We start from the raw sequence: 25,723 nt of genomic DNA, 5'->3' as shown, positions 1-25,723 counted from the left end.
CAAGACCTTGCTGAACCCCTGGATCGACAACAATCCCGTTACTGGAGAGATCCAGCTGAGTCAATTTTCCGAGATCGCCGGGGACCGATGGGGATTTCAGTCAGGCCGCAACTACGCAAGTCGAGTGCTTGAAGACCGGAAAACCCGCTGATGAAACCGCGAATCTGTGCTGCGGGCGCTTTACTCCCCCTCAGATACAACGTTCGCACCTCTTGGAAAGCACCGGCCGGCAGCTCGGGAAAATCACTGAGCCCCAGATTGGGCAAGTCGAGCACCGAGGCATTGACTGTGGCGCCGTAGCGCTTGAAAACGCCGTTGCGCCAGCAGGCTCTCAGGGAATTCGCCGCCAATGTCCGACCTGTCATTTCGTTGATCGCCGTCGGTACCTTAAACACACGATAGGACCAGTCGTTGAGGTTGCGGTTGAGTACATGGTGTTGCTCACTCAAGGCTTCGATCGCCCCGTACCTCGCCTCGGCGTCCTGCCACTGCTCGACAAACTGAGTGAGTAACGCCTCGTAATTCTCGTTGGAGCCATCCCCAAGGCGTCTCAACTCACCCTTGCTGTAATCACTGACCATTGTCTCGAGATCAACACGGTGTGGGGATTGCCGTTTGGCGTACTCATACGCCGGCCTGAAGTTTTCACGAAGGAAATTCGACCAGTCCAGCGACAGTCCGGACCAGAGTTTTTCATGTCCGCTGAAAATGCCGTCGGGCAAGGTTCTGATCCCGGTGCCCTTGAGATTCAATCGCTCAAGTCGCGGCAGATCGAGAACCCCGGCGGGCCATTCAAACAACGAAGGTGCAAGCACTTCCAACAGGCGCAGATTGCGCAATTGGCTGACATCCAGCGCAATCGGCGCGAACCCCGAACAATGGACATTGAGGTACTCAAGCCTGGTCAGCGCACCCAGCCTCGACGGCATGTCGGCGGCGTAGGGAGCGGATGAATACAGGTTCAGGTCGGTGAGCTCCGGCATCCTGCCGATGACCTCGGGCACATTGCTGAACTGATTACCCGTGGCGGTGATCCGCAGTTTTCTCAACCTGGGGAAATTGCCCAGCAGTGCATCGGCATTGGCGTCGGTGATGCACCGGCCCCGGACGTACAGATCACGCACATGGGAAAAATCCGCCGACAACGCAGGCAGCGCTTCATCACAGGTCAGGTCAAGCAATGTGAAGCGCGCGTGCTCCGCGGCCAACGGCGAGTTGCGCCAGCTATCCTTGAGACTCTGCGCGACCGAGGCCTTGCCGCCCAACATGCGCTCCAGGGCAGAGCCCGACGATGGCTCGCCAACCCAATGATCGAGCGTCGTTTCCAGCGCCTCCCACTCGCGCAGGCGGGCCTGCAACAAACCGTAAATCTGCGCGTCGGTTTTTCCCGCCCGCAACTGCGCCAGGACAAATCCGTTGGCCTGCTGTTCGGTCAGCGCCGGATAGACATCCCGTACCCGCGTTGCCAGCGAAGGGTTGATCCCTTGCCCGCGCCCGCTGGCGTAGTACCCCACCAACCGTTCGTTGACCCGAACCGGCGGCTTGAACGTCGCATGCTTGTCAGTACGTGCCTCCAGGCTCTGTGCCAGCTCGGCACGATGGGCGAAGGCATGGTCGATGATTGCCGTGCGCAACTGGCTGCCCTGAGCCACGTGGGGAACGCCCAGCGCCTGGCGCGCCTCGTCGGGCAAGGCATGCATGATCGACGAGTAAAAATTGTCGCCATCTCGAGGAATGCCGTTGAGCGCCTCACCGCGCTCATCAAACGCCTGGTAAGCCGGCCCTTTCTTGACCACATATTTGCGCGTGTCGGCAGTCTCACTGCCAATGCCATCGATCAGCGGCCCCTCGACGTGGCCGTCGCGCACTTCCAGGCGCACGCTGTCGGACCAGCCCGGCAGCTTTTCCAGGGAATGCAGTGCAAGCCATCGGCTGTCCGCCGACGCCATGCGCTCCAGAGGCAACCCGGCAAATGCACGGTTGACGCGCCCTTGCCGTGCATACCAGCGGGCCTCTTCAAGCATGTTCAAGGGGATCCGCCGCGTCGCTTGCCACCGCGCCAGTTCCTCGGCATTGGCATCGAGCAAAACCCTGTGGGCAGCGGATTCACTCAGCCCCGGGCAAGCACGCTGCAACATCGCCACCGGCCCCTTGCCCGCCTCGGTGCTCCCCGGGCCAGCCTCGAACGCCGACAACAAATCGGCCAGCCCCGGAGGTGGCGGCAGGTGATCCAGGTGCATCTTGCGCAGGGCATTGTCACTGATACCGCTGGCATCGGCGATGGTGAGCAGTTGTTCGTCCGTCAGGGCTTCGGTCGCGTGGCCCATGCGCCGCAACAGGGTCAGTCGGTCCCACTTCAGAGGACGCTCCAGCGTATGGCGCCAGGCACCGTGGCCGTTGTGTTCGAGAATCGGTCGCCAGGCCCCGGTATCGGAAGGGTGTTTGATGCGCCACTTTCTCACCGATGAATCAAAGGTGATCTCATACACCTTGCCCGCCTGGCGGATGTAAGTCCTGCGGTTCGCACGAAACTGTCCCAGGGCATTGGGGACGATTTCATCGTCCAACACAACGCTGGACTCATAGGCCTTCAGGTCGGGTTTCCACAGCCGTGTCGCACCATCGGGGCGCTTGATGGCGTCCAGCCCTTCGATCACGGGCTCGGGTGCAACCCGCACCCTCTTGCCCAGTACCTTGCCGCCCCCGGCCATTACCGCCATCAGCGCCAGGTTTTCTGCCACATCGACCAAATGCGCCTTGGCAGCAACGCGATCACCTTCACTCCATTCGATAACCCCTTCGAACGATTCATACAGCAATTGCCCGGCCATCACCGTCAGCATGATCTCACCCAGCACCGGCACGAACATCGACACCAAGTTCAAGCCCAGCATGCCGATTTCCATCAGGTGATTGAGCTTTTCTGCCCGCACCTTTGCATCGACGTCAGCCGTGGGCACGGCATGGCTGCGCGCATCGGCAATGACCTTGGCGCGGTTTTGCTCGTAGAGATAAGTCCACAGATCGGTGTTGGCGGACCAGATTCCGGCTACGTCTTTACGCGTCGTGCCCATTGGGTCCAGGTAAGGATCTTCCACCGGTTCGCGCTTGCCCTGGATCTCAGGGGGCAGTTCCTTGATACCGACGAACGTAGAGGCCGGTGGAATGTACCGGGCGACCTTGACCCAGATGGAGTGCAACGGATCGCTCGGAGAATCCGCGGCCTTGCGGGTGAACTGGCTGAAGTAGTAAGGGCGGTCGGCGTAAGCCACGAATTGACTGAAAAACCGCTGGTGCGCGGTCGGCTTGCCATCGCTTGCGGACCGTGAATTGCCGGCCGTGAACTGGCGCTTGAATTCGTCACGCAACTGCGCCGAGGTGTAGCGCTTGAGCGGATGTTCGGGATCATGGGGAATGTAGACGATGAAATCGCTGGTGTAGCGATACTGTTCGCTGATGCTGAACACCACACAGCCGGTCATCCGGCGCTTCATCAAGATGAGGTCGCGGAACCAGACCTGTCTGTCGCCCATCCGGGGGTGGACTTCCCCGCCAATGACCGAAAGGATCATCGAATAGTCTTGCGGTTCGATGTCCTTTTTCAACAACGCCAACTCGGCAGCCGCCCTCATCGCGGTTTTCTGGCTGTCGATGAATTGCTCGCGCAGGTTGGCTTGCGCCTGCGTATCGGCTGGCTGGAAAAATCCGTTCACGCAGGTTTGATACTGCGCTCCGATGTCCAGGGTTCTGCACAGCGACAAGAACTGCCTGACCGTCATGTCCAGCGCAACATCCCGGAATGTACCGGGGGTCGACGTTTCGACGACGAAGCCTGAATCACGGTGGAAGGCCCCTTCTTCACACTCCGAGGCCTCAAAGTTGTGCAATGCTGCCTGGAGCAAGGACAGCTTCAACACCTCGAAAGACGTGATTTCGACTTCGAGCACGCCAACCTCCAGGGGGCGCCGCAGGCACACCCAGGTCTTGTTGACATCGACGTCGATCGAGAACCTGTCCTTGAGAGCCTTGGTCAATATCGGCCCGGCGAATGTTTCGGCGTCGTGCAGCGCGGACATTGCCTGGTCCAGCCGGGTCTGCGAGATAAAACTGGCGTTGAAGCATTCCCTCAGTGCCTGCTGTTGCGCGCCGGATGCGTGCCGGTACCAGTCAGGCAGGCGTGTTGCGCTATCTTTGATCGCGGCGCGCCTTGGCGACGTGGCGTCGATCAACCAATCGGGGGTCATGCGTTCAAGCAATTCACTGTGCATACTGCTTTTGCCGGGCAGCAACGGCTTCGACACTGAACCTTCAATAGGCGACTGCACCTTCGACGTCGGGGACGAAGTGCGGGATGAAATGCTCATACTGTCTCTCCTGGTAAATGGAGCGACAGGACACCACCCCGAGCCTGGACACCTGCGGTACATAGTTACCGCAAGTTCGAAAAGGCGAGACAAAGCGTTTCAGGCAGCCACGGCATGAATCGGCAGATTGGCTATGCTGTGGGGACCCAATTTCAGGCGAGGGTTTTATGGACGATCCGGGCAACAACAAGCCACCGACCTTCTGGCAAATGCTGCACAGTGTCATGGCGGCGGCGTTCGGGGTGCAGAGCGGGAAGAACCGGGCCCGTGATTTCACTCACGGCAAGCCGAGTCATTTCGTGATTCTGGGGATTGTGTTCACGGCGGTGTTTGCATTGACGCTGTTCGGCATCGTCAAGCTGGTACTGCTTCTGGCCGGGGTTTGACGGTACTCAGTGCATCAGGGTCTGCAGGGTGAACGGGTAACGCCAGGACGCGGGACGCCCCTTGGCCGAGAGTTTGTGGAAATCCACGCCGAAGTCCTGCGCAGTGCCCATCGCCAGCAGTCGCCTGGCCTGTGTCCGATCGATCAGTTGCAACAACGGGATCTGGCGATCACGGCCACCGTACTGGCTGAAGTCCACGCCTTCATCGTAGTCATGCAATTGCACCAGCGCCCAGCCACCGAGGCTGAAGTGCCCGCCCAGCAAGACACTCAGGCGATGGTCCAGCAGCGCCTGCAACGCCGCGGGTGAATTGTTGATCGCGCCGAACAGCGCGCCCTTGCCTGGCACACCTCCCGCTTCGACATACGCCTGCATCACGCCGAACACCATTTCGTCATTCGCGGCCCAGACCAGCGACGTCTGCGGGTAGCGCTTGAACAGCAACCTGGCCTGCTCATAGGCACGCTGCCGGGTCCAGCCGCCGTACACCAGTTGCCGTAAACGCACCTCGGGGTGCTCGGCCAAGGCACGCCGCATGCCCTTCTCGCGAAATTGCGCGGACGGGGTGATCTTCAATCCGGAAAAAGCCAGCAACTCGATGGTCTGGCCGGGGGCCACCGGGCCGTGCTGGCGGATCAACTCCTTGAGCATCAGGTAGCCGCCCTCCTCGTCGTTGGGCACCAGGCTGCCGAGCAAATCGGGATATTTGTCTGGACGGGCGTCGATCAACTTCATCTGATCCGGGGTCAGGGCGTTGTTAACCATGAACAGCTTCACGCCACTGCCTTTGGCCAGCCGCAGGATTTCGGGGGCGATGTATTGCTCGTTGACGAAGACCAGGTAGTCGGGGCGATGGTGGCCCTGAAGGGCTTCGCGAGCCTGGCCGATGGTGTTTTCAGAGATGCGGTCGGAATACTGGATGCGCAAATCCATCCCCAGGTCGGTCGCCGCGGCCTGCATGAACTGCGAGTAACTCATCCAGAACGCTTCCGTGGGGGTTCCCGGGTTCAGGAACAGCACAGACGCCGCCTGGGCACAATGTCCCACCACCATGCCCAGTGTCAGTAATATGCCACACAGAAACTTCAACATTGGTCGTCCGAGCCCCGGAAATTCGCCGCGCATTATAGCCAGCGAACATCCGCAAAACGGCGATTTTTCCGGTTTTTGTCAGACAATCGTCGGAACCGGGCCCGGACGGGGTCGCTTACTGATGACTGACCCAGAAAACAGCCGTCCCCACGACCAGAATGATCAGGAACAAAATGGCCCATGCATCAACAGTGCTATCGCTTTTCCGTGCTTTGGTTGGGTTGCTCATTGCATCGCCTCTTGTCGGTTTTATCGGTGATTGCATAAAGACTCGAGCAGAGTAAAGACGACGATTGCCCGCATCACAAACAGGGTCTTTGCAACAACGATTCTCATTAGGCGATTTGGTTCTTTACATATGCTCAAACATCACTTTTACGCATAACTGCAAACTGGTATCTTGCCCCGGCTCCGTAGGGAGTGCGCGGCCGTGCGCGCAGAATTGCCGAGGTTTTATCGGACGCCAGCAAGCCAAAATACGCCGCTGTTTCCGACCGGCCCAAGCCTGAGAACAGGACTTATATGTACGTATACGACGAATACGATCAGCGGATCATCGAGGACCGCGTCAAGCAGTTCCGTGATCAGACCCGACGCTATCTGGCAGGCGAGCTGAGCGAAGAAGAATTCCGCCCCCTGCGCCTGCAAAATGGCCTTTACATCCAGCGTTTCGCGCCGATGTTGCGAGTCGCCGTGCCTTACGGCCAACTGACTTCGCGCCAGGTGCGAATGATGGCCAGGATTGCCCGCGACTACGACAAGGGCTACGCCCACATCAGTACCCGGCAGAACGTGCAGTTCAACTGGCCGGCCGTGGAAGACATTCCGGACATTCTCGCTGAACTGGCCACCGTGCAGATGCACGCGATCCAGACCAGCGGCAACTGCCTGCGCAACGTCACCACCGACCAGTTTGCCGGTGTCGCCGCCGACGAACTGATCGACCCGCGCCCATGGTGCGAGATCGTGCGCCAGTGGACCACGTTCCACCCGGAATTCGCCTACCTGCCGCGCAAATTCAAGATTGCCGTCAACGGTTCGACTTCCGACCGCGCCGCCATCGAAGTCCATGACATCGGCCTTGAGCCGGTGCACAACGCCGCGGGCGAACTGGGCTTCCGTGTCCTGGTCGGCGGTGGCCTGGGCCGTACGCCGGTGGTGGGTGCATTCATCAATGAATTCCTGCCGTGGCAAGACCTGTTGAGCTACCTCGACGCCATCCTGCGGGTCTACAACCGCTATGGCCGTCGCGACAACAAGTACAAGGCGCGGATCAAGATTCTGGTCAAGGCGTTGACGCCTGAAGTCTTCGCACAGAAAGTCGATGCGGAAATGGAGCACCTTCGCGGTGGCCAGACCACGCTGACCGAAGCCGAAGTGCAGCGCGTCGCCAAGCATTTCGTCGACCCGGACTACAAGGCCCTGGACAATCAGAGCGCCGCCCTGGCCGAACTCGACCAGCAGCACCCGGGCTTCGCCCGCTGGCGCGTGCGCAACACCCTGGCCCACAAGAAGCCGGGCTATGTGGCCGTGACCTTGTCCCTGAAGCCAACCGGCGTTGCACCGGGCGACATCACCGACAAACAGCTCGACGCCGTGGCCGATCTGGCCGACCGCTACAGCTTCGGTCAACTGCGCACCTCTCACGAGCAGAACATCATCCTGGCCGACGTCGAGCAGGACAAGCTGTTCGCCATGTGGGGCGAATTGCGCGAGCAAGGCTTCGCCACGCCGAACATCGGCCTGCTGACCGACATCATCTGCTGCCCGGGCGGCGACTTCTGCTCCCTGGCCAACGCCAAGTCGATCCCGATCGCCGAATCGATCCAGCGCCGTTTCGACGACCTGGACTACCTGTTCGACATCGGCGAACTGGACCTGAACATCTCCGGTTGCATGAACGCCTGTGGTCACCACCACGTCGGCCACATCGGCATCCTGGGGGTGGACAAGAAAGGCGAAGAGTTCTATCAGGTTTCCCTCGGCGGCAGCGCCAGCCGTGACGCCAGCCTGGGCAAGATCCTCGGCCCGTCCTTTGCCCAGGAAGCCATGCCTGACGTGATCGAAAAGCTGATCGACGTGTACATCGAACAACGTACCGAAGACGAACGCTTCATCGACACCTATCAGCGTATTGGTATCGACCTCTTCAAGGAGCGTGTCTATGCAGCGAATCATTAAGAACAACGAGGTCGTCGACGAGACCTGGCACCTGCTGCCCAAGGACTTCAACATCGATGAGATCAGCAACTGCGACGACCTCATCGTGCCGTTGCAGCTGTGGCGCGAACACAGCCGCATGCTCCTGGCCCGCGATGGCGGCCTGGGCATCTGGCTGGACGCCGATGAAGAAGCCGAGGAAATCGGCGAAGACGTGGCGCAGTTCCAGGTCATTGCCCTGAACTTCCCGGCATTCACCGATGGCCGCAACTACTCCAACGCCCGCCTGCTGCGTGACCGTTACGGTTTCAAGGGCGAGTTGCGGGCCATTGGCGACGTGCTGCGTGACCAGTTGTACTACATGCATCGCTGTGGTTTCGACGCGTTTGCCATTCGCGCCGACAAAGACCCGCACGAAGCCCTTGAAGGCCTCAAGGACTTCTCGGTGACCTACCAGGCCGCTACCGACGAACCGCTGCCGCTGTTCCGTCGTCGCTGACCGTTACGCCTTGGACCCAGGCTAAGGGTTCAAGGCGCTTCACCCTCCCCGTTAAAACAGCGGATAGTCGGCCAGCGGCATTGGCCGCCCCATGGCGACCCAATCGCGGTACAGCCGGACTCGATCCTCCAGCACCACGAACAACCGGAACGGATTCTGCGCATCGCCCCTCCGCGTTTCGACACACTGACGCAACCAACCCCATAACTCTTCTGACGTATCCGCTTCCTGCAGCAAGCGCCATACCCGTGCCTGCAACGACCGGTAGCCGACCTGGAAATCCGCCGTCAGGCTCAATCCATCCATGACCCGGAGCAACGCACTGCCCGATGGCAGGGCGACCAATCGTTGCCAGATCTGTTGCCGCGCTTCGCGAACGCTTTCATCACTCTCCTCCAGCCAGGGCGTCGCACTGCCATAATCGGCACCCGGCTCGCTCAGCCACAGATTGATGCCGGTGCGTTCACGATGATCGACCAGACGCAGCAACGTCTCTTCATCCGTCAGTGGATTACCCCACAGTTTCACCCGGTCCCGGGAGACCGCCTGATTGAGTATCGCGTAGGGAACCCGGCTGATCCGGTTGCCTTGCAAGTCCAGGGAGGTGAAACAAGGCTGATCGGCGACACCAATCGGGCAATGGCTGATCCCGGTGTTTCTCAGGTTCAACACACGCAACTCATTCATCCCCAATACCACGGGCGGGACAGTCAACGGGTTTTCACTCAGATCCAGCGTTTGCAAATTCACCAGATCACGAAACTGCGAAGCCGTGTTCTCCTGAAGCCGAAGAAAGGTGGAACTCAGGTTAAGCGTTGTGAGACGAGTCATTTGCCGAACAGGTGGAGGCAATACCGCCTCCAGCACATCATCTGCATTGAACCGACGCAGATCGACGCTTTTCAGGTTAAGTGTGTGCAGATTGGGGAAACTATCGAGAAAAGCGTTCAGGCTCTCCCGCTCGACGATATGCAGGCGCGGCATCGAAAGCTCTACGACTTCATTGAAGCGAACGTTCATTGTCGGCAAGCGGTGGTAGTCCAGATACCCCAGGTCCAGTCTGTAACCGAGCAACACCTCGCCGGACAAGACTCGATTGATCTGGGGCGGGCACTTTTGCCAGATGCTCATCAGTTCGTCGCCCAGTTCGGTTCGCATTTCACGCTCGTAGTCGATCACGTTTTGCAGCAGTTCGGCATTGTGCGCCGCCACCTGCTGAGGACTCATCCCCGCCGCGTCATCATCGCCCACCGCGAGAAAATCCACGTCCATGTCATTGACATCCAGCACGGCCTGGTCAACCCAGTGACGTAGATCGGCATGCAACTGCCGCACCTCGAGCGTCAGGCGATCCAACAGCGCCAGGGCCCCGGCACCCGCCGTCAGGAGTAACTCGTCCGCCTGGGCATTGGAGAATTCCGGATACAGATCCCTGACCTGCATGCGCATGATTTCGTGAGCCAGCACAGCGCCCGGTGGCGTGTTCGGAAAGCCGCCGCCGCGCAATCCCCCGGCTTCGAACGACAGCCGCGAATCCATTCGATCCAGGCCGAGCAACAGTTCGGCGCGGGACAAGGCATGCGCGCCAATACGCAAACGCAACTGGCTGGCCGTGTCGGACGCGCTTAGCGACATCGCCGCGCGTTCCTCCCCGGACAATAGATCGACCAGCGCGGTAAACAGACCCGAACCCTCGCCGTCGGTAGCTGCCACCCTGGTAGGCCGATAGCGATCACCGACCTTGATCAAGCGCCGGCAATCCGCTGAATCACGAGGGCCACAACGGTCCAGGACCCGGCCACTGATCGACCCGTCGAGCACCTCGATGCGCAAGCCTTTCGGCCAACCGGGCAGACGCTGCAGGGAATGCAGCGCCAGGACATCGGAATCGGGATGACTGACCGAGCGCAAGTACAGGCCCTCATAGGCCCGGTTGAGTCGTACATGCTGCTGATACTCGCGCGCCTTGTTGTCCAGGCGCTTGAACAGTTGCAGTGCCTCGACAGCATCGATGGGCCGATCGATGTCGACTCCCGAACGGTCGAGGATCTGCTCCACGGCACTTTTCGGCAAACCCTGGTACTCGCGCTGGAACAGGCGAATCCAATCCTGATCCGTGTGCTGGAGCGCCTGATAGCGGGCATTGAACAATCCGGCCCGCGCTTGCGGATCGGCGACGGTCTCGAGCGCCTGATCGAGCTTGAAGCGAGTGATGGTGTCGGCAAGCATCGGCGTCGGCGCGCGACCGGTCTGCATCAGGCGCAACATATCGTCGTCGACCGTGCTGACCCGGGCGATCTGCGCCAATACCTCGTCACTGAAGGCAGCAAGCGGTGCGCAAACGCCTCGCATCAGCTCCACACGCGTCGGCATGGGCACCGCAGACGAACCGGGCGTGGGCTCGGCCGGCGCACCGGGATGAGGTTCGCTCCCCGGTTCCCCCGGCTCGTGCAGCGTTCCGGCGATTTTTTCTTCGCCCTTGAGTGCCGCCACCGCCCCGGCCAACGGGAGCGCATTGAGCAAGCCGAACACCGTGCGCGTCACGCCCTCGGAGCGCTGCCCGGGTGTTTTACCGTTGATGGCCTGATCGAGGCCGTAACCGGCGTCGATCAGCCCGGCCAGCACCAGGACGCCCTCACCGCCCGGAATGAACAATGCCAAAGGCCCCAGCCGGTTGATCCACTGCACGAGCGGCTCCACCACCGCGCTCAGGTTGTCGCGATTGACCTGGGCATCGTCGCGGATGGTTTTGACGCTGGCCATGGAAGCCTGCTTCATGGTCAGCACCAGTTGCGCGAACGGATCGGTATCGGACGGCGCACGCTCAAGGTCTATGTAGTCCTGCGGGTCCCAGAAACCATCGTTGTTGAAGAACCCCGCGTTCTTTTTCAGCCAGTGTTCCTTCGGGTACACCGCCATGCCGTCCAGCGCCGTCAACACGCCCGCATGGAAAGTGCCGTCTTCACGATCGTCCTCCGCAAAATGCGCGACCAGCGCTTGCCGTGTCGCGACAACCCGGCCTTGGGCCACGACCCATTGGCGCAGCTGCGACCAGTCGGCGAACTCATGCAAGGGTGAGGAGTTGCCGGGGATATTCAACAAGATCCGGCCGCTGCGGCGGTGGCAATAACACCAGATATCGTCCGATGTGTAACGATAGATCGTCAGCCGCCCGACCTCGATCGGCGGGCTGACGCGAGTGGGTACCTGTACCTGTTCGATGGTCAACGCACTCCAGGCCTGCTCCGCTGGCAAACCGGCGGCCTGCATGGCCAGGGCCAGCCCCTCCTGACTCAAACTGCCCTCCTGATGTTGCAGGCAGGCGCTCATGATGAAAGCGGCCCTGGCCGAGGTTCTCAGATCGAAAGGCGCCGCCTGGAGGATTCGCTTATCGGAGGGCCAGGCGCGATCAAGGTAAGCCTGATAGCGGGTCTGCAGATCCAGATCCCATACCCACTGTTTGAACGCCGCCGGCCTCAGGGCAATTTGTGTTGCCGGCCCATACACCTGGGGCGTGGTCCGGCGATAGATGCCTTCGTAGGTGTGGTGGTTGCCATTGCCGTGGTCGGCGAATTCATCGACATGATCCACGATGCGAATGGACGGACCGACATCGGGCGGCGTGAACAAGCCAAACAGACTTTCGGCAAAACGCCCGTCACCGACACTCTGGTAGTTCTTCAGCAACGCCTGCACCAGGGTTTGCGAATTTGCCACCTGGCCTTGCTCGATACCGTCCTGCGGCGGGTGCCCGCGATAGCGATAATCCAGGGTGACCAGCAGCGCTGTGTGCGGATCGATGTCCTGCCCCCATTTTTCCTTGATCAACTGTGCACCGAACTGCTCGGGAGACTGCGGCAAAGCCGCGCTCACCACAGACTTGAGTGTTTCGCCCAGCGGCAGATGTTCGGCGTGAAGCGGTGTCCGATGGTCATTCATGTGCGTTCCATGGCAACTGTTTTTGGAACACCAACATAACCAGCCGCTACCTTGCCGAAAGCAGGAACGGTCGCCTGCTGCCTACGGAGATTTCGCCAGGCCGTGGAGGACATCGGGCAAGCGTTCGCAGGCAAAAAAACGGGACACAACTCAAACCAGCTAATCGGCCAGACAGCCAACGTCGCAATATTGACTTGAAAACCCCAGTAATAAACTCCGAGCAATACTTTTAAGTTTTTCGCGATAGAGTTTGCCCCACCAACTAACCGCAAAAGGATTTTGCACAATGTATATTTCCGATCAAGCCCGAAACTCCGCATTCAAGACACTTTGGAAAGAAGAAGATCTTAGTTATCTCGCCATTTTATACTGCGATGCCAATGGCGATATTGGCTACACTCCCATCAAGACTGATAACACTCTCATCTATATTAAACACGAGGAATGGCCAAAAATTGACGATGTTCGCTTCAAGAGCCTCGATAACCTGCTTGATGCCCTGGAGGCAAATGGCTTTAAACAGGTTCCAGGTGAAATGGACAGCTTAGAGCTGCCATGGTCTTCATATCCTGATCTCCCGACTACATTACAAGAGCAACTCAATGAACCCGGGATGTTTATGCTCGACCGCCTCTATAAATTCCAGTTTCAGTTCAATCGCCATGCGCCAGGACCATCGGCGTTTCCAATATCGGTTGATGACGATAGTGTTTATCTGAGAAAAGGACTGATCAGCGCCATGGATGAAATTCGCTTTGCCGACATCGATTCACTGATCAAGGCGTCGGCCACTTATGGCGATAATGGAAGGATCCTGGATTGGAATATCAATAACAGCCTTGTCCGAACTCCAAAAATAACATGGCAGCACTGAGCAACGGATAAACACTTGCCCCCTTAAGTTTTCAGTCTCCATAAAAAAGGCCTTGAATATTGCCTGCATGGCATCGTTCAAGGCCTTTTAATCGTTCATGGTACAAAAGCGGACAATAGCGTTTAGTTGATTGAGCGCATAATTACCAGAAGCGTTGCTGGGTCAAACGGCTCCACCAGCTCAGCAACACGCGATCGACCGAACCGCTGGCCGCCATGCCGATACGCTCTTGCAGGCTCTTACGCTCGGCGTAGTGCAAGTGATAGAGCTCGGACTGCTTGGCGCGCTCTGCCAGGTATTCGTCACTGGTCTTGAGTTCATCGACCAGGCGCTTGTCCAGCGCCGCGACACCGAGCCAGATTTCGCCGGTGGCCACCTCATCGATCGCCAGCTGCGGGCGATAGCGCGACACGAAGTTCTTGAACAGTTGATGGGTGATGTCCAGGTCTTGCTGGAATTTCTCCCGGCCTTTCTCGGTGTTTTCACCAAACACGGTCAGGGTGCGTTTGTATTCACCGGCGGTCAGCACTTCAAAGTCGATGTCGTGCTTTTTCAGCAAGCGGTTGACGTTGGGCAACTGCGCCACCACGCCGATCGAACCCAGAATAGCGAACGGTGCGCTGATGATCTTCTCGCCGATGCACGCCATCATGTAGCCGCCGCTGGCTGCCACCTTGTCGATGCACACGGTCAGCGGCACGCCAGCCTCACGGATACGCGCCAGTTGCGAAGACGCCAGGCCGTAGCTGTGAACCATGCCGCCGCCGCTTTCCAGGCGCAGTACCACTTCATCTTTTGGCGTGGCGAGCGTCAGCAGCGCAGTGATTTCGTGACGCAAGCTGTCGGTAGCTGACGCCTTGATGTCACCGTCGAAGTCCAGCACGAAAACCCGTGGTTTGGCCTCGGGTTTTTTCTTCTGTTTTTTCTCGGTCTTGACCTGCGATTTGCGCAGCGCCTTGAGCTGGTCCTTGTCGAGCAAGGTCTGCTCCAGGCGTTCGCGCAGCCCTTTGTAGAAATCATTGAGCTTGCTGACCTGCAACTGGCCGGACGACTTGCGCCGTCCCTTGCTGCGCAAGGCCGCAAAACTGGCCAGGACCACCAGAATGGCGATCACCAGGGTCACGGTCTTGGCCAGAAAAATGGCGTACTCGGAAAAAAACTCCACAGGGACTCCTCAAACGATGCGCGGCATGATCGCGCGCGGGATACCTCCAGCATACCCATGCGCCGACCTTGCGACCAGCCGTGAAACCTCTGGCAATAGGCCTGTAACAAGCATTTCAAACAAGCGTATGTTTTTTCATTGACAGCACACCGCCATCCTCATAACCTCGCCAAACCTTCAACGTACCGGGAAGACGCGGACGTGGGCAGCATCTATTTGATTCGACATGGCCAGGCCTCCTTCGGTGCAGACGACTACGACGTCCTGTCGCCGACCGGCATTCGTCAGGCTGAAATCCTTGGCCGGCACCTGGCCGAACTCGGGATCAGCTTCGACCGCTGCCTGGCGGGGGACCTGCGTCGCCAGCAGCACACGGCCAACAGCGCACTGGAACAATTCGCCGCGGCGGGCCTGCCGGTGCCGCTGCTGGAAACCGACTCCGCCTTCAACGAGTTCGACGCCGATGCGGTGATCCGCGCGCTGTTGCCGGCCATGCTGCCGGACGAACCCGAAGCCCTGGACATCCTGCGCAACGCCGCGCAAAACCGTGGTGAATTCCAGCGTATCTTCGCCCTGATCATCGAGCGCTGGCTGGCCGGAACCTATGACACACCGGGCCTGGAAAGCTGGCTGGGGTTTGTCGAGCGGGTGCAGGCGGGCTTGCAGCGCATCCTCGACCAGGCCGACAACACTCAGAAAATCGCCGTGTTCACCTCCGGCGGCACTATCACCGCCCTGCTCCACCTGATTACGCAAATGCCTGCCCGGCAGGCCTTTGAATTGAACTGGCAAATCGTCAACACCTCGCTCAACCAGCTTAAGTTTCGTGGTCGCGAGGTGTCGCTGGCTTCCTTCAACAGTCATGCACACCTGCAACTGTTGAAGGCCCCGGAACTCATCACGTTTCGCTGAGTCCGGACTATTGTGACCCTGGCTGTAATCACCCAGCTCTTATTACCCAAGAAAGGATCGAACCATGACCTCCGTAGCTGATGCCGTACAAGCAATGAAAGCCAAGTTCAACCCAGCCGCCGCTGCCGGTCTGGACCTGGTCTTCGGTTTCCGCATCGACGACACCAAGAACTTCTCGCTGATCGTCAAGGACAGCACCTGCGAGCTGCAGGAAGGCGAGAACCCGGACGCCCAAGTGACTCTGGTGATGGACGGCGAAACCCTGCAAGGCATCGTCGATGGTTCGACTGACGGCATGCAAGCGTTCATGGGCGGCAAACTGCGCGCTGAAGGCGACATGATGCTGGCGATGAAACTGTCCGAGCTGTTCCCGTCGTAAGCACCTGACTCCCGGCCGTCGGGAGCGTGCCTGCTGTAAACGAATCCCGCCCTTAGTGGCGGGATTCGTCGTTTTTGCCCCCTCGCCACAGGTTCGGTGGTGCTCATACAATATCCGCACTCCCCACACCGGCCACCCCATGGACATCGACCTCGCCCGCACCTTCCTCGAAATCGTCCGCCATGGCAGCCTGGCTGCCGCCGCGGAAAAACTCCACGTCACCCAGACAGCGATCACCGCACGGGTGCAAAAACTCGAGAGCCAACTGGGCGGCACCCTGTTCGTGCGCAACCGTGCCGGCGCCCGTCTGACGCCCAACGGCGAAGCGTTCGTGGTGTACGCCAATCAGCTGGTGCAAACCTGGGAAGCCGCGCGGCGTGATTTGCCGTTGCCCGAGGGTTATCGCGATGTGCTGCACATCGGTGGCGAGGTGAGTCTGTGCAACCCGCTGATGCTCGGCTGGGCCGGAGAAATCCGCAAGAACATCCCCAGCCACGCCCTGCGCATGGAAATCCGCGACGGCGAAAACCTGCTGCGGCAACTGGAGCTGGGCGTTCTGGATGCCGCGCTGGTGTATCAGCCCGAGTACTGGCCGCGTCTGCAGGTCGAGCAGATTCTCGAAGAAAAGCTGATTCTCGTGCGCCAGGCCGACAAGCCCGATCCTTATGTGTACATCGATTGGGGCGCTGATTTCCGGCGCCAGCACGATGCCGCGCTGCCGGAAAAAGCCAAGGCTGCGCTGAGCTTCAATCTCGGTCCGCTGGGCTTGCAGTACCTTCTCGAAAACGGCGGCAGTGGCTACTTTCGCACCCGCGTCGTGCAGAGTTATCTGCAAAGCGGCGCCCTGGAACGGGTGCCCAAGGCACCGGAATTCAACTACCCGACCTATCTGGTCTACTCGCGCGATCGTGACTCGCCGACGCTGCAACACGCCTTCGACCTGCTGCGCAAGGTCATCGACTCCGACGAAGACTGGTCGCAGCGCTGGGATCCGCTGACCTGAGACCGGTTTGCACCGGATCATGGCCGTTGTGTCCTCAAGGTTCGGTCCGTCAAATCACCGGGATCGGCTAATCTGAGAGAAATAACAAAAACGACAGGTGATTGCAGTGAGGCAGACCACCGAAGGATTCCGCAGTCGTTACCGCGCCGACATTCATCCGCTCTACAACCCCTGGCTGCACGGCGCGTTTGTCCTGATGTTCGGGGCAGTGGCGATGAGCGTCTTCTGGAGCAACGTACATCAGGTGCGGCCAGCGGAATGGCTGGCAGTGCCGGTCACGCTGCTGTTGTTCAACCTCGGCGTGTACACGGTGCATCGCCACCTGGGGCATCATAAAAAGAGCTTCGCCCGGCTGTTTTATGCCCGTCACGCAGTCGACCACCACAGCTTTTTCACCCCCGGCCACATGACCTACGACAGCGCCCGCGACTGGCGGGTGATCCTGTTTCCGGCCTGGCTGATCGTGCTGCACACCCTCGCCGTCGCCCTGCCCCTCTGGTGGCTGCTCAAGCACATCAATAGCAACGTCGCCGGGTTGGTCGGCGGCCTTCTTGTCCTCGGTTACCTGACTTACGAAGTGTTTCATGCCTGCGAGCACCTGCCGTCGCGCAACCCGCTCACACGGCTGCCGTGGATCCGCCAGATGCGCCGGCTGCACGAGCTGCATCACCGTCGCGAACTGATGCAGGAGCGTAATTTCAACATCGTGTTCCCGCTGATGGATTACCTGTTCGGCACCCTCTACTGGGAGCCGGAACCCGAGCCGCTCAACCCGACGAGCCCCCCCATGACCCGCATGCAGCATCAGATTGTCATTGCCGGAAACCCGGTAAACGTACTGGCCTACGCCAGTACCGTGAGCCTTTGGCCGCAATGGCATCCGTCTTCGCTGCACATCGATGGGCCAAAAGGTCCGTTGCATGCCGGTGCACGTTTCGAGGAAGACATTCGTGCCGGCGGGCGCGACGGGCACTTGCGCTGGGAGGTGGCGGAGTACCTGCCCGGGCGGCGCTGGAGCGCCGATGCCCGGGGTGACCACGGCCTGTCGCTGGTGGTGACCTATGAATGCGAGGCCACGGGCGAGGCCACACGCTTTGTCCGCACCCTTGAGTATCAATTCAGCGGCCTGGCGATGCGGCTTGCCAACCGCTTGTTGCTCAAGCGGCGCATCGATCGGGAATCGGCTGCGTCGATGCTGGCGTTGCGCGACATGGCGCAGAAGTATCTGGCGGTGACGGGGGGCGGCGCGTGAGCAGAACTTCCAAATGTCTGTTGCTGGCCGTCGTCGCCGTCGGCGCCTTCCTGCTGCTGATGCCAACCAAGGTGCGACCGGTCGCCTGGACGCCACAACCTGCACCGTCCCTGACCAGCGGAATCTACGCCGACAATCAGCGGCTCAAGGACGTGGAACGCGTGGGTGCCGCCAACATCGACGGGCCGGAAGCCTTGTTGCTCGAAAACGACACGCTCATCACCGGCCTGCACGACGGTCGCCTGATCCGCACGAGCCTGGACGGCAAGACCACCAAAGTTCTGGCCGTTACCGGTGGCCGGCCACTGGGCCTGGCCCGGCATCCCAATGGTCTGCTGGTGATCGCCGATGCCGTCAAAGGCTTGTTGTCCCTCGATGCCCAGGGGCGTCTGGTGGCCTTGACCACAGAGGCCGGCGGCGTTCCCTTCGGTTTTACCGACGATGTGGTCATCGACAAACCCGGTCACTACGCTTATTTCAGCGATGCTTCGAGCCGCTTCGGCTATGGCCACGACGGTGAGGCCGTGATCGAACACGGTGGCGATGGTCGCCTGCTGCGCTACGACTTCCAGACCGGCAAGACGTCGGTTGTGCTGGATAAGCTGGAGTTTGCCAACGGCGTGGCCCTGGGACCGGACGATGCCTATGTACTGGTCAATGAAACCGGTGCCTACCGCATCAGCCGTTATTGGCTCAGCGGTCCGAAGGCCGGCACCCACGACCTGTTCATCGATAACCTGCCGGGGCTGCCGGATAACCTGTCGTTCAATGGCCGCGACCGCTTCTGGGTGGCCCTGTATGCCCCCCGAAATGCCTTGCTCGACGCCACGGCGTCGCATCCGTTCGTGCGCAAGATGATCGTGCGGGCCTTGACGGTCTTGCCCAAGCCCGTGGAAAAGCGCGGATTAGCCCTGGGCCTGGACCTTGACGGCAAAGTGATCGCCAACCTGCAGGACGGCAGCAGCGACAATTACTCTCCGATCACCACGGTGCGCGAGTATGGGGACTGGTTGTACTTCGGTTCGCTGAAAGCGCAGAACATGGCACGGTTGCCGTTAAGCAAGGCATTGCAATGAGCAGCACCCTTATCTGAATTCACCGCAGAACCACTGTAGGAGCGAGCCTGCTCGCGATGGCGCCGGGCCAGTCAACACATGCATTGCCTGTCGGCCCGCCATCGCGAGCAGGCTCGCTCCTACAGGGACAGCGTTCAGTTTCGGGATATTCGGGCCGGTCATGAGGCACCTCGTTGAGAGCCGTGACATCGGTCTCCGGGTATTCGAGGTGCCGTTTTTTTGTGCCATTTCAACTGTTCAGCCACCGGCCGTCGGTGACAGGCACGCTGGGTCAGGACGACGAGCCAAGTTGCTTGACGATCTTGTCCTTGACCAGCAAACGTGTCTCCTTGAGCTTCCTTACGGTGTCATCGTTGGACTTGGCCTCCTCTGCTTTCACCACTTCGGCATCCGCCTGGGAATACTTGTTAAGCAGTGAATCCAGTAACGGATCCTTGGTGCGTTTCTGCTGGATTTCTTCCTTTGAGCGTTTCAGATCCTGATAAAGGTCATGGGGCACCGGCATGGAACACCTCCGTTAGTTGATCGGCAGCGAAACGCGATCAATTGCGTTCACCAACTATCAGAATGGCCTCGGTTTGGCCGTTCTGTCGACCACCTGTCAGACCAGCGGCGTCCGTTCGTCGTCCGGTCCCCAGGCGATAAAAACCTTTGCCTGCGCCAGCGGTTTCAGCCGTTGAGCACCATGCGCACCATTTGCCTGAGTGCTTCGGGATTGTAGGGTTTGCTCAGCAAGTGGGTGTCAGGGCTGAGCTGGTGATTGCGCGAGATGATGTCGCGGGTATGCCCCGAGGTGAACAGCACGGCCACCGGTGGGTCCTGCACTTTCGCCCAGGCCGCAAGGTCCGAACTCTTGATCAGGCCGGGCATGACCACATCGGTGAATATCAGGTCCACCGCCAGCCCTTCCAGCAACATTTGCATGGCCACGTCACCGTTGGTGGCCGTGAGGACTTGATAGCCCTCTTCGCGCAACAACTCCACCGCCGCCCCCCGTACGGCCTCATTGTCCTCGACCACCAGGATGCGTTCGTGACCACCCCGTTGCGGCACATCAGGGTTCGGTGTTTCGCTGGGCGCAGCGCGCAAGGTGCGAGGGAAGTACAACTGCACCCGGGTTCCCTGCCCCACGTCGCTGGCGATTTCGATATGACCGCCACTCTGCTTGACGAAGCCAAACACCATGCTCAGGCCCAAGCCGGTGCCCTGCCCGTCAGCCTTGGTGGTGAAGAACGGCTCGAATGCCTGGGCCAGCACCTGCGGCGGCATGCCGACCCCGGTATCCGTCACGGACACCCGCACATAGTCCCCGGGGGGAATGCCCTTTGCAGCGCAGAATTTGTGGTCGAGGACAATGTTTTCCGCGCACAGGTCAATCCTGCCCTCGCCTTGAAGGGCGTCACGGGCATTGATCGCCAGATTGAGAATGGCGTTTTCCAGTTGATTGCGATCGACAAACACATTCCAGGCGTCTTCGGGTGCCGTCATGTGAACCTGAAGGGTTTCACCCAGGGCACGCAGCAACAGCTCCGCCAGGCCATCGAAAATCTGCCGCAACGTGAAGACCGCGGGCGACAACGGTTGGCGTCGGGCGAATGCAAGCAACTGCGAAGACAGCTTGGCACCGCGCTCGACGGCGGCGATCGACGCCGAGACCCGGCGCTGCACATTGGTGTTATCCCGCTCATGGCGCGCCAGCAAGTGCAGGTTGCCGGCGATCACTTGCAACAGGTTGTTGAAGTCATGGGCCACACCGCCGGTGAGGCTGCCGATGGCTTCCAGCTTCTGTGCCTGGCGCAGTTGTTCTTCCGCCGCCAGCCGCGCCTCGACCTCATCGGCCACCCGCTGTTCCAGGTTGCGGGTGAACTTGAGCAGGGACTCTTCGGCGTTCTTGCGTTCGTGAATATCGATCAGCACGCCGGGGAAACGAAACGCCTCGCCCTGCTCATTGAACTCGCAACAACCACTGGCGAGTACCCAGAGGTAGCTGCCGTCGGGGCGCTGGATCCGGTATTCGACGTTGTAAGGCTCGCCCGTCTCGACCGACAGTGTGACGCGTTCCTGAACCCAACTGCGGTCATCCGGATGGATCCGGCTTTCTGCGATTTCCCGAGACAGGTTTTGCAGGTCTTGCCCGGGCGGATAAGAGAATGTGCGGGCGTAGCGCTCGTCACCCGACAGCACGTTGGCCTTGATGTCCCAGACAAAGGAACCGAGCAAGGCGCCAGCGTTCAGCGCCAGGCGTACCCGTTCGTTGTCGGCACGATAGGCATCTTCAGCCACTTGTCGCCGTTGCTCGGAGATCACCCGCTCCGTGGTTTCCACCACCATGGACATGACCCCGGCCGGACGTCCGTCATCGTCGGCCACCGGGCTGTAATAGAGATCCATCCAGACATCTTCCGGAACCCCGTCACGCAGCAGCTCCAGTTCTTTGTTGCGATAGGACAAGGTGCCGCCCGCCAGGCAGGTGTCGACCACGTGGCGATTGAATTCGGCGACTTCCGGCCAACCCAGTTCTACAGAGGAGCCGAGCAGATATGGATGACGCCCACCGGCAAACTTCGAATAAGCGTCGTTATAGATCATGTACCCGGGCTGGCCCCAGAGCATCACCATGGGCAGCGGAGACGCGAGCATCAACTGCACCGCGCTGCTCAGGCTCCTGGACCAGGAATCGAGCGGGCCAAGTTCGGTCAGGCTCCAGTCGAACGCACGAATGCGCCCGGCCATTTCGCCGTTCCACCCGGAGCATCCGTGGCTATCCTCTAGAAACTGCATGGCTTGGCTCTATCCCGGTAAGTTGCACCCGTTTGTTTCGAGCATCCTGCGCGCTATTCGTTTCATAGAGGTATAGCTGATTCTCGCGGGCCTTTGCAGAATCCTTGTAGGAGCGAGCCTGCTCGCGATAGCGGTGCGTCGAACGACATCCAAGTCGACTGTACCGTCGTTATCGCGAGCAGGCTCGCTCCTACAGTTTGGTGTTCAGAGGGGTCAGACCTCAATCAAATGCTTGAGCGGGTTGTAACTGCTTTTCAGCGTGGCAGCGACATCCAGAATGGCCTTCTCGATCCCGTTCAAATGCATGCAGGTCAGCTCGATGGCCGCGCTCTGGTTGCCCGCTTCGATGTACTCGATCAGCCGCAGGTGTTCGTCGTCGCGGCAGGCTTCGTGGCTGTCGTCATCCAGCGCAGCGGCATACAGCGAAGCCCGGGAAATCAGCTTCTGGAACCAGTCGAGCAACACCGGATTGTTCAGGCTGCGGGCCAGTTTGATGTGGAACTCGCCGAGCAGGTGAATCAGCCGTTCGTGATCACCGCTCTGATGCGCTTCATCTTCGAGCAGCAAGTGATCGCGCAGGTCCTGGGTCACCGCCGTATCGCGACGACGGCACAGTTCGCTGACGATACCGATCTCGACCAGGCGACGGGTTTCGAATAGCGAACGGATCTCTTCGTCACTGGGCAGCGACACCGATGCACCTTTATTGGGCTCGGTGGTGACCAGTCCGTCGGCCTCCAATTGCTTGAGCGCGGCCCGGACAGACGTGCGGCTGACATTGAACAGTTCGGCCAAAGAGGCTTCGCCGAGCTTCATGCCCGGACGCAACGAACGCTTGCTGATCGCCTCGTAAACCCCTTGGTAGACGCGGTCGACCGTGGTTTCCAGTTTCTTTTCCGTCATTCATCAACTCCTCGCGCCCTGCGCAACCGCCCCTGGCGAATGAACAGCCATTGAAAAAGGGGCTTGCACGGGCAGATTAATCCGGGTATTTCTAAATTGCATCCAGATTTTGCATACAATAATTAGAGGAATGCACCATAATGGGTCATCCAACAGCAATCGAAGTGCGAAACGTCTCAAAGCGATATTCCGACGATCCAGGACTGGCGCCAGCCCTCGATAACGTCTCGGTGGACATTGCCGACAACGAATTCTTCACCCTGCTCGGCCCCTCCGGCTGCGGCAAAACCACCCTGTTGCGCACCATCGCCGGCTTCGAGCATGTCAGCGACGGTGAGATCCTTCTTGCGGGCGAACCGGTCAACGATTTGCCGCCGTTCAAGCGTCGGGTCAACACGGTGTTCCAGAGTTACGCGCTGTTTCCACACATGAGTGTTGCGCAGAATATCGCCTTCGGCCTCGAGATGCAGGGCCTTGATCGCAAACTGATCCCGCAGCGCGTCGATGAGATGCTGGCGCTGGTGCAAATGCAGCACCTGGCCAGGCGCAAACCGGCCGAACTGTCCGGCGGCCAACAGCAACGGGTGGCTCTGGCCCGGGCCCTGGCGCCGAAACCCAAAGTGCTGTTGCTGGATGAACCGTTGTCGGCCCTGGACCTCAAGTTGCGCAAGGAAATGCAGGTCGAACTCAAGCGCGTGCAGAAAGAAGCCGGGATCACCTTCATTTTCGTCACCCACGATCAGGAAGAAGCCCTGACCCTGTCCGATCGCATTGCCGTGATGTCCGCCGGCAAGATCCTGCAAATCGGCACGCCCAATGAAATCTACGAGCGCCCGCAGCACCGGTTCGTTGCGCAATTCATCGGCGACATCAACTTCCTCCCCGGTCACCTCAAGCGCGGCCAGCAGAATGAAAAGCTTTTCGTGCCCAACGGCATGCCCGTGGAAATCCCCTGCCCGGCCCAGGGCTTTGACGGCAGCAAGGTGCAACTGGCGTTCCGCCCCGAGCGTTCGCAACTGGTCGAGCCGACACAGCCCCATCACCTGCGCGGTGTGATCGAAGCCGTGCTGTATGTCGGCACGGCCACGCTCTATCAATGCCGCCTGAACAACGACATCAAGGTCATGCTGCGCGAGAACAACGAAGGCCTGAACCACGGGCGGGTGGTGGGCGATCGCGTCGCGGTCAACCTGCCGCCCCACGCCTGCCTGTTGATGGAGGCCTGAGATGAGCGTCAGCAGCACTTCCCCAGCCCTCAACCGCGCGCTGTTGCTCAGCCCGGTGGTTCTGACCCTGCTGGCCCTGATCGCCATCCCGCTGGGCATCATGGGCTACATCAGCCTGTTGCCGCGCAACGTCTATGGCGGCGTCGACTGGCAGGCCGACTGGCAATTGCAAAGCTACGTGCAACTGTTTTTCCAGGAAGGTTTCGATGGCGAACTGGAACTGAACTGGGTCTACGCCCAGGCGTTGCTGCGTTCGGTGTTCCAGGCCGGTGGCACCACGGTCCTGTGTTTCCTGTTCGGCTTCCCGGTGGCGCTGTGGATGTCGAGCCTGACACCCCGTCGGCGCAACCTGATGGTGTTGCTGATCACCATCCCGTTCTGGACCAACCTGCTGATCCGCAACTACGCCTGGCTGATCATCCTGCGTGAGCACGGCTGGGTCGCCCAGAGCCTCAACGCGCTGCTCCCCCAGGCCGGTGGCATCACCCTGCTCTACAACGACTTCGCGGTCAGCGTCGGCCTGGTCTACAGCTTCCTGCCGTTCATGATCCTGCCGATCTATTCGACCCTGGAAAAACTCGACTGGCGTCTGGTGGAAGCCGCCTACGACCTCGGTGCCAACCGCTGGCACGCGCTACGGCGGATCATCCTGCCGCTGTCGATGCCGGGGGTGATCGCCGGTGCGTTGCTGGTGTTCGTGCCGAGTCTGGGTGCCTTCATTACCCCGGCGATCCTCGGCGGCGGCAAGACCCTGATGATCGGCAACCTGATCCAGCAGCAGTTCGGCACCGCGCGCAACTGGCCGCTGGGCAGTTCACTGTCGTTCCTGTTGCTGGGGATCATGTTGCTGTCCCTGGTGCTTTACGCCCTCTATAGCCGCAATGCCGCCAAGCCCCAGCGCCCAGGAGCCCAAGCATGATCGCCCTGCACCTGAAGAAACTGCCCCTGACCCGTGAAGTCAGCCTGTTGATGCTGGCCTATCTGTACCTGCCGATATTCGTGCTGATCGCCTACAGCTTCAACGCCAACCGCTCGGCAACAGTGTGGACCGAGTTCTCGTTCGACTGGTACGGGCGAATTCTGGCCAACCCGTCGATCCAGACCGCGGCGCTCAACTCGATCATCGTCGCCAGCATCGCCACGGTATGCGCCACGGCGATTGCATTGCTCGCGGCCTTGGCGACCTACCGGCCGTTCTACGGACAGAAAATGGTCGAGGGCGGGATCAATCTGCCGCTGATCCTGCCGGAGATTGTCACCGCTGTGGCCACCCTGCTGCTGTTCATGGCGTTGGGGATCAAGCTCGGTCTGCTGACGGTGATCGTCGCGCACATCGGCTTCTGCATTCCCTTCGCCTACCTGCCGATCCGTGCGCGGCTCAACGACCTGGACAAGAGCCTGCTGGAGGCGGCGAACGACCTGTACGCCAATCCCTGGCAAGTGTTTCGCCGGGTGACCTTGCCGCTGCTGTGGCCGGCGGTGCTGTCCGGTTCGGTGCTGGCGTTCGTGGTCAGCCTCGACGATTTCATCATGACTTTCTTCGTCGCCGGACCGGGTTCGACCACTCTGCCGGTGTACATCTTCTCGGCGATCAAGGCCGGCGTGACGCCGGAGATCAATGCGATATCGACCCTGATGCTGGTGATTTCCATCGTGCTGGTGGTGCTGGCCTTCTGGCTGGGACAGCGCGGCAAAAACCAATGATCCTGGAG

19 protein-coding genes are annotated in these 25,723 nt (G+C 60.0%); 12 read left to right on the top strand and 7 right to left on the bottom strand.

The features are described from left to right. Window positions 1-38: 38 nt before the first annotated feature. The gene (locus tag AC3ITA_RS12385; RefSeq protein WP_489280457.1) at window positions 39-4,364 is read right to left on the bottom strand and encodes a dermonecrotic toxin domain-containing protein; all 4,326 of its coding nucleotides are present in this window, start codon (window positions 4,362-4,364) and stop codon (window positions 39-41) included. Between the two features lie 167 nt (window positions 4,365-4,531). Here AC3ITA_RS12385 and AC3ITA_RS12380 point away from each other — a divergent pair, with 167 nt between their 5' ends. After that, window positions 4,532-4,750: a DUF2970 domain-containing protein gene (locus tag AC3ITA_RS12380; protein ID WP_095941882.1), complete on the top strand. Its 219-nt coding sequence runs from the start codon at window positions 4,532-4,534 to the stop codon at window positions 4,748-4,750. 6 nt (window positions 4,751-4,756) lie between these two features. Here the strand turns inward: AC3ITA_RS12380 and AC3ITA_RS12375 are convergent, their stop codons facing one another. Beyond that, window positions 4,757-5,842 (bottom strand): ABC transporter substrate-binding protein, encoded by a 1,086-nt coding sequence (locus AC3ITA_RS12375; protein WP_095941881.1) that lies wholly within the window; start codon window positions 5,840-5,842, stop codon window positions 4,757-4,759. Between the two features lie 522 nt (window positions 5,843-6,364). Here AC3ITA_RS12375 and AC3ITA_RS12370 point away from each other — a divergent pair. After that, complete coding sequence (locus AC3ITA_RS12370; RefSeq protein WP_095941880.1) at window positions 6,365-8,023, top strand: nitrite/sulfite reductase; 1,659 nt, start codon at window positions 6,365-6,367, stop codon at window positions 8,021-8,023. Beyond that, window positions 8,007-8,501, top strand: a complete 495-nt coding sequence (locus AC3ITA_RS12365; protein ID WP_095941879.1) for a DUF934 domain-containing protein — start codon at window positions 8,007-8,009, stop codon at window positions 8,499-8,501. Before AC3ITA_RS12370 ends, AC3ITA_RS12365 begins: the two co-directional genes overlap by 17 nt. 51 nt (window positions 8,502-8,552) lie before the next feature. Here the strand turns inward: AC3ITA_RS12365 and AC3ITA_RS12360 are convergent, their stop codons facing one another. Then, on the bottom strand, window positions 8,553-12,440 hold the full coding sequence (locus AC3ITA_RS12360) for a dermonecrotic toxin domain-containing protein (protein WP_489280455.1): 3,888 nt from the start codon (window positions 12,438-12,440) through the stop codon (window positions 8,553-8,555). A gap of 286 nt (window positions 12,441-12,726) precedes the next feature. Between AC3ITA_RS12360 and AC3ITA_RS12355 the strand changes: the two genes are divergently transcribed. Then, window positions 12,727-13,314 carry a hypothetical protein gene (locus AC3ITA_RS12355; RefSeq protein WP_414927815.1) on the top strand — a complete coding sequence of 196 codons (588 nt, stop codon included), beginning with the start codon at window positions 12,727-12,729 and terminating at the stop codon, window positions 13,312-13,314. 142 nt (window positions 13,315-13,456) lie between these two features. On the opposite strand, the gene sohB is transcribed toward AC3ITA_RS12355, so the two are convergent. Next, window positions 13,457-14,479 (bottom strand): protease SohB, encoded by a 1,023-nt coding sequence (gene sohB / locus AC3ITA_RS12350; RefSeq protein WP_414927814.1) that lies wholly within the window; start codon window positions 14,477-14,479, stop codon window positions 13,457-13,459. 201 nt (window positions 14,480-14,680) lie between these two features. Between sohB and AC3ITA_RS12345 the strand changes: the two genes are divergently transcribed. The 5 genes from AC3ITA_RS12345 (at window position 14,681) to AC3ITA_RS12325 (ending at window position 19,101) form a co-directional block, all read left to right on the top strand. After that, complete coding sequence (locus tag AC3ITA_RS12345) at window positions 14,681-15,391, top strand: histidine phosphatase family protein (RefSeq protein ID WP_489280453.1); 711 nt, start codon at window positions 14,681-14,683, stop codon at window positions 15,389-15,391. A 64-nt stretch (window positions 15,392-15,455) separates the two neighbouring features. Continuing rightward, window positions 15,456-15,770, top strand: coding sequence for an SCP2 sterol-binding domain-containing protein (locus AC3ITA_RS12340; protein WP_007946492.1), 315 nt, complete (start codon window positions 15,456-15,458; stop codon window positions 15,768-15,770). Window positions 15,771-15,909: 139 nt separating this feature from the next. Then, a complete protein-coding gene (locus AC3ITA_RS12335) occupies window positions 15,910-16,773 on the top strand; it encodes a LysR family transcriptional regulator (protein WP_151213699.1) in 864 nt (287 codons plus the stop codon). Between the two features lie 106 nt (window positions 16,774-16,879). Next, window positions 16,880-18,025: a sterol desaturase/SRPBCC family protein gene (locus AC3ITA_RS12330; RefSeq protein WP_489280452.1), complete on the top strand. Its 1,146-nt coding sequence runs from the start codon at window positions 16,880-16,882 to the stop codon at window positions 18,023-18,025. Further along, window positions 18,022-19,101, top strand: coding sequence for an SMP-30/gluconolactonase/LRE family protein (locus AC3ITA_RS12325; RefSeq protein ID WP_489280450.1), 1,080 nt, complete (start codon window positions 18,022-18,024; stop codon window positions 19,099-19,101). The genes AC3ITA_RS12330 and AC3ITA_RS12325 overlap by 4 nt, the downstream gene beginning before the upstream one ends. Before the next feature lie 271 nt (window positions 19,102-19,372). On the opposite strand, the gene AC3ITA_RS12320 is transcribed toward AC3ITA_RS12325, so the two are convergent. The 3 genes from AC3ITA_RS12320 to AC3ITA_RS12310 form a co-directional block, all read right to left on the bottom strand. Further along, window positions 19,373-19,606 (bottom strand): DUF465 domain-containing protein, encoded by a 234-nt coding sequence (locus tag AC3ITA_RS12320; RefSeq protein ID WP_095941871.1) that lies wholly within the window; start codon window positions 19,604-19,606, stop codon window positions 19,373-19,375. A gap of 164 nt (window positions 19,607-19,770) precedes the next feature. Further along, window positions 19,771-21,882, bottom strand: a complete 2,112-nt coding sequence (locus AC3ITA_RS12315) for a hybrid sensor histidine kinase/response regulator (RefSeq protein WP_489280448.1) — start codon at window positions 21,880-21,882, stop codon at window positions 19,771-19,773. Window positions 21,883-22,095: 213 nt separating this feature from the next. Continuing rightward, window positions 22,096-22,785: a GntR family transcriptional regulator gene (locus AC3ITA_RS12310; protein ID WP_007973313.1), complete on the bottom strand. Its 690-nt coding sequence runs from the start codon at window positions 22,783-22,785 to the stop codon at window positions 22,096-22,098. A gap of 140 nt (window positions 22,786-22,925) precedes the next feature. On the opposite strand from AC3ITA_RS12310, the gene AC3ITA_RS12305 reads away from it, so the two are divergent. From AC3ITA_RS12305 to AC3ITA_RS12295, 3 genes are read left to right on the top strand one after another with little or no spacing between them, the layout of a single operon-like run. Continuing rightward, on the top strand, window positions 22,926-24,011 hold the full coding sequence (locus tag AC3ITA_RS12305) for an ABC transporter ATP-binding protein (protein ID WP_095941869.1): 1,086 nt from the start codon (window positions 22,926-22,928) through the stop codon (window positions 24,009-24,011). A 1-nt stretch (window position 24,012) separates the two neighbouring features. Further along, window positions 24,013-24,930, top strand: a complete 918-nt coding sequence (locus tag AC3ITA_RS12300; RefSeq protein ID WP_095941868.1) for an ABC transporter permease — start codon at window positions 24,013-24,015, stop codon at window positions 24,928-24,930. Next, the gene (locus AC3ITA_RS12295) at window positions 24,927-25,715 is read left to right on the top strand and encodes an ABC transporter permease (protein ID WP_008050662.1); all 789 of its coding nucleotides are present in this window, start codon (window positions 24,927-24,929) and stop codon (window positions 25,713-25,715) included. The genes AC3ITA_RS12300 and AC3ITA_RS12295 overlap by 4 nt, the downstream gene beginning before the upstream one ends. The last annotated feature ends 8 nt before the right edge of the window (window positions 25,716-25,723 follow it).

The sequence above is a fragment of the Pseudomonas sp. GL_090 genome, assembly GCF_057837765.1.
This window is presented reverse-complemented; position numbering and strand designations above follow the sequence as displayed.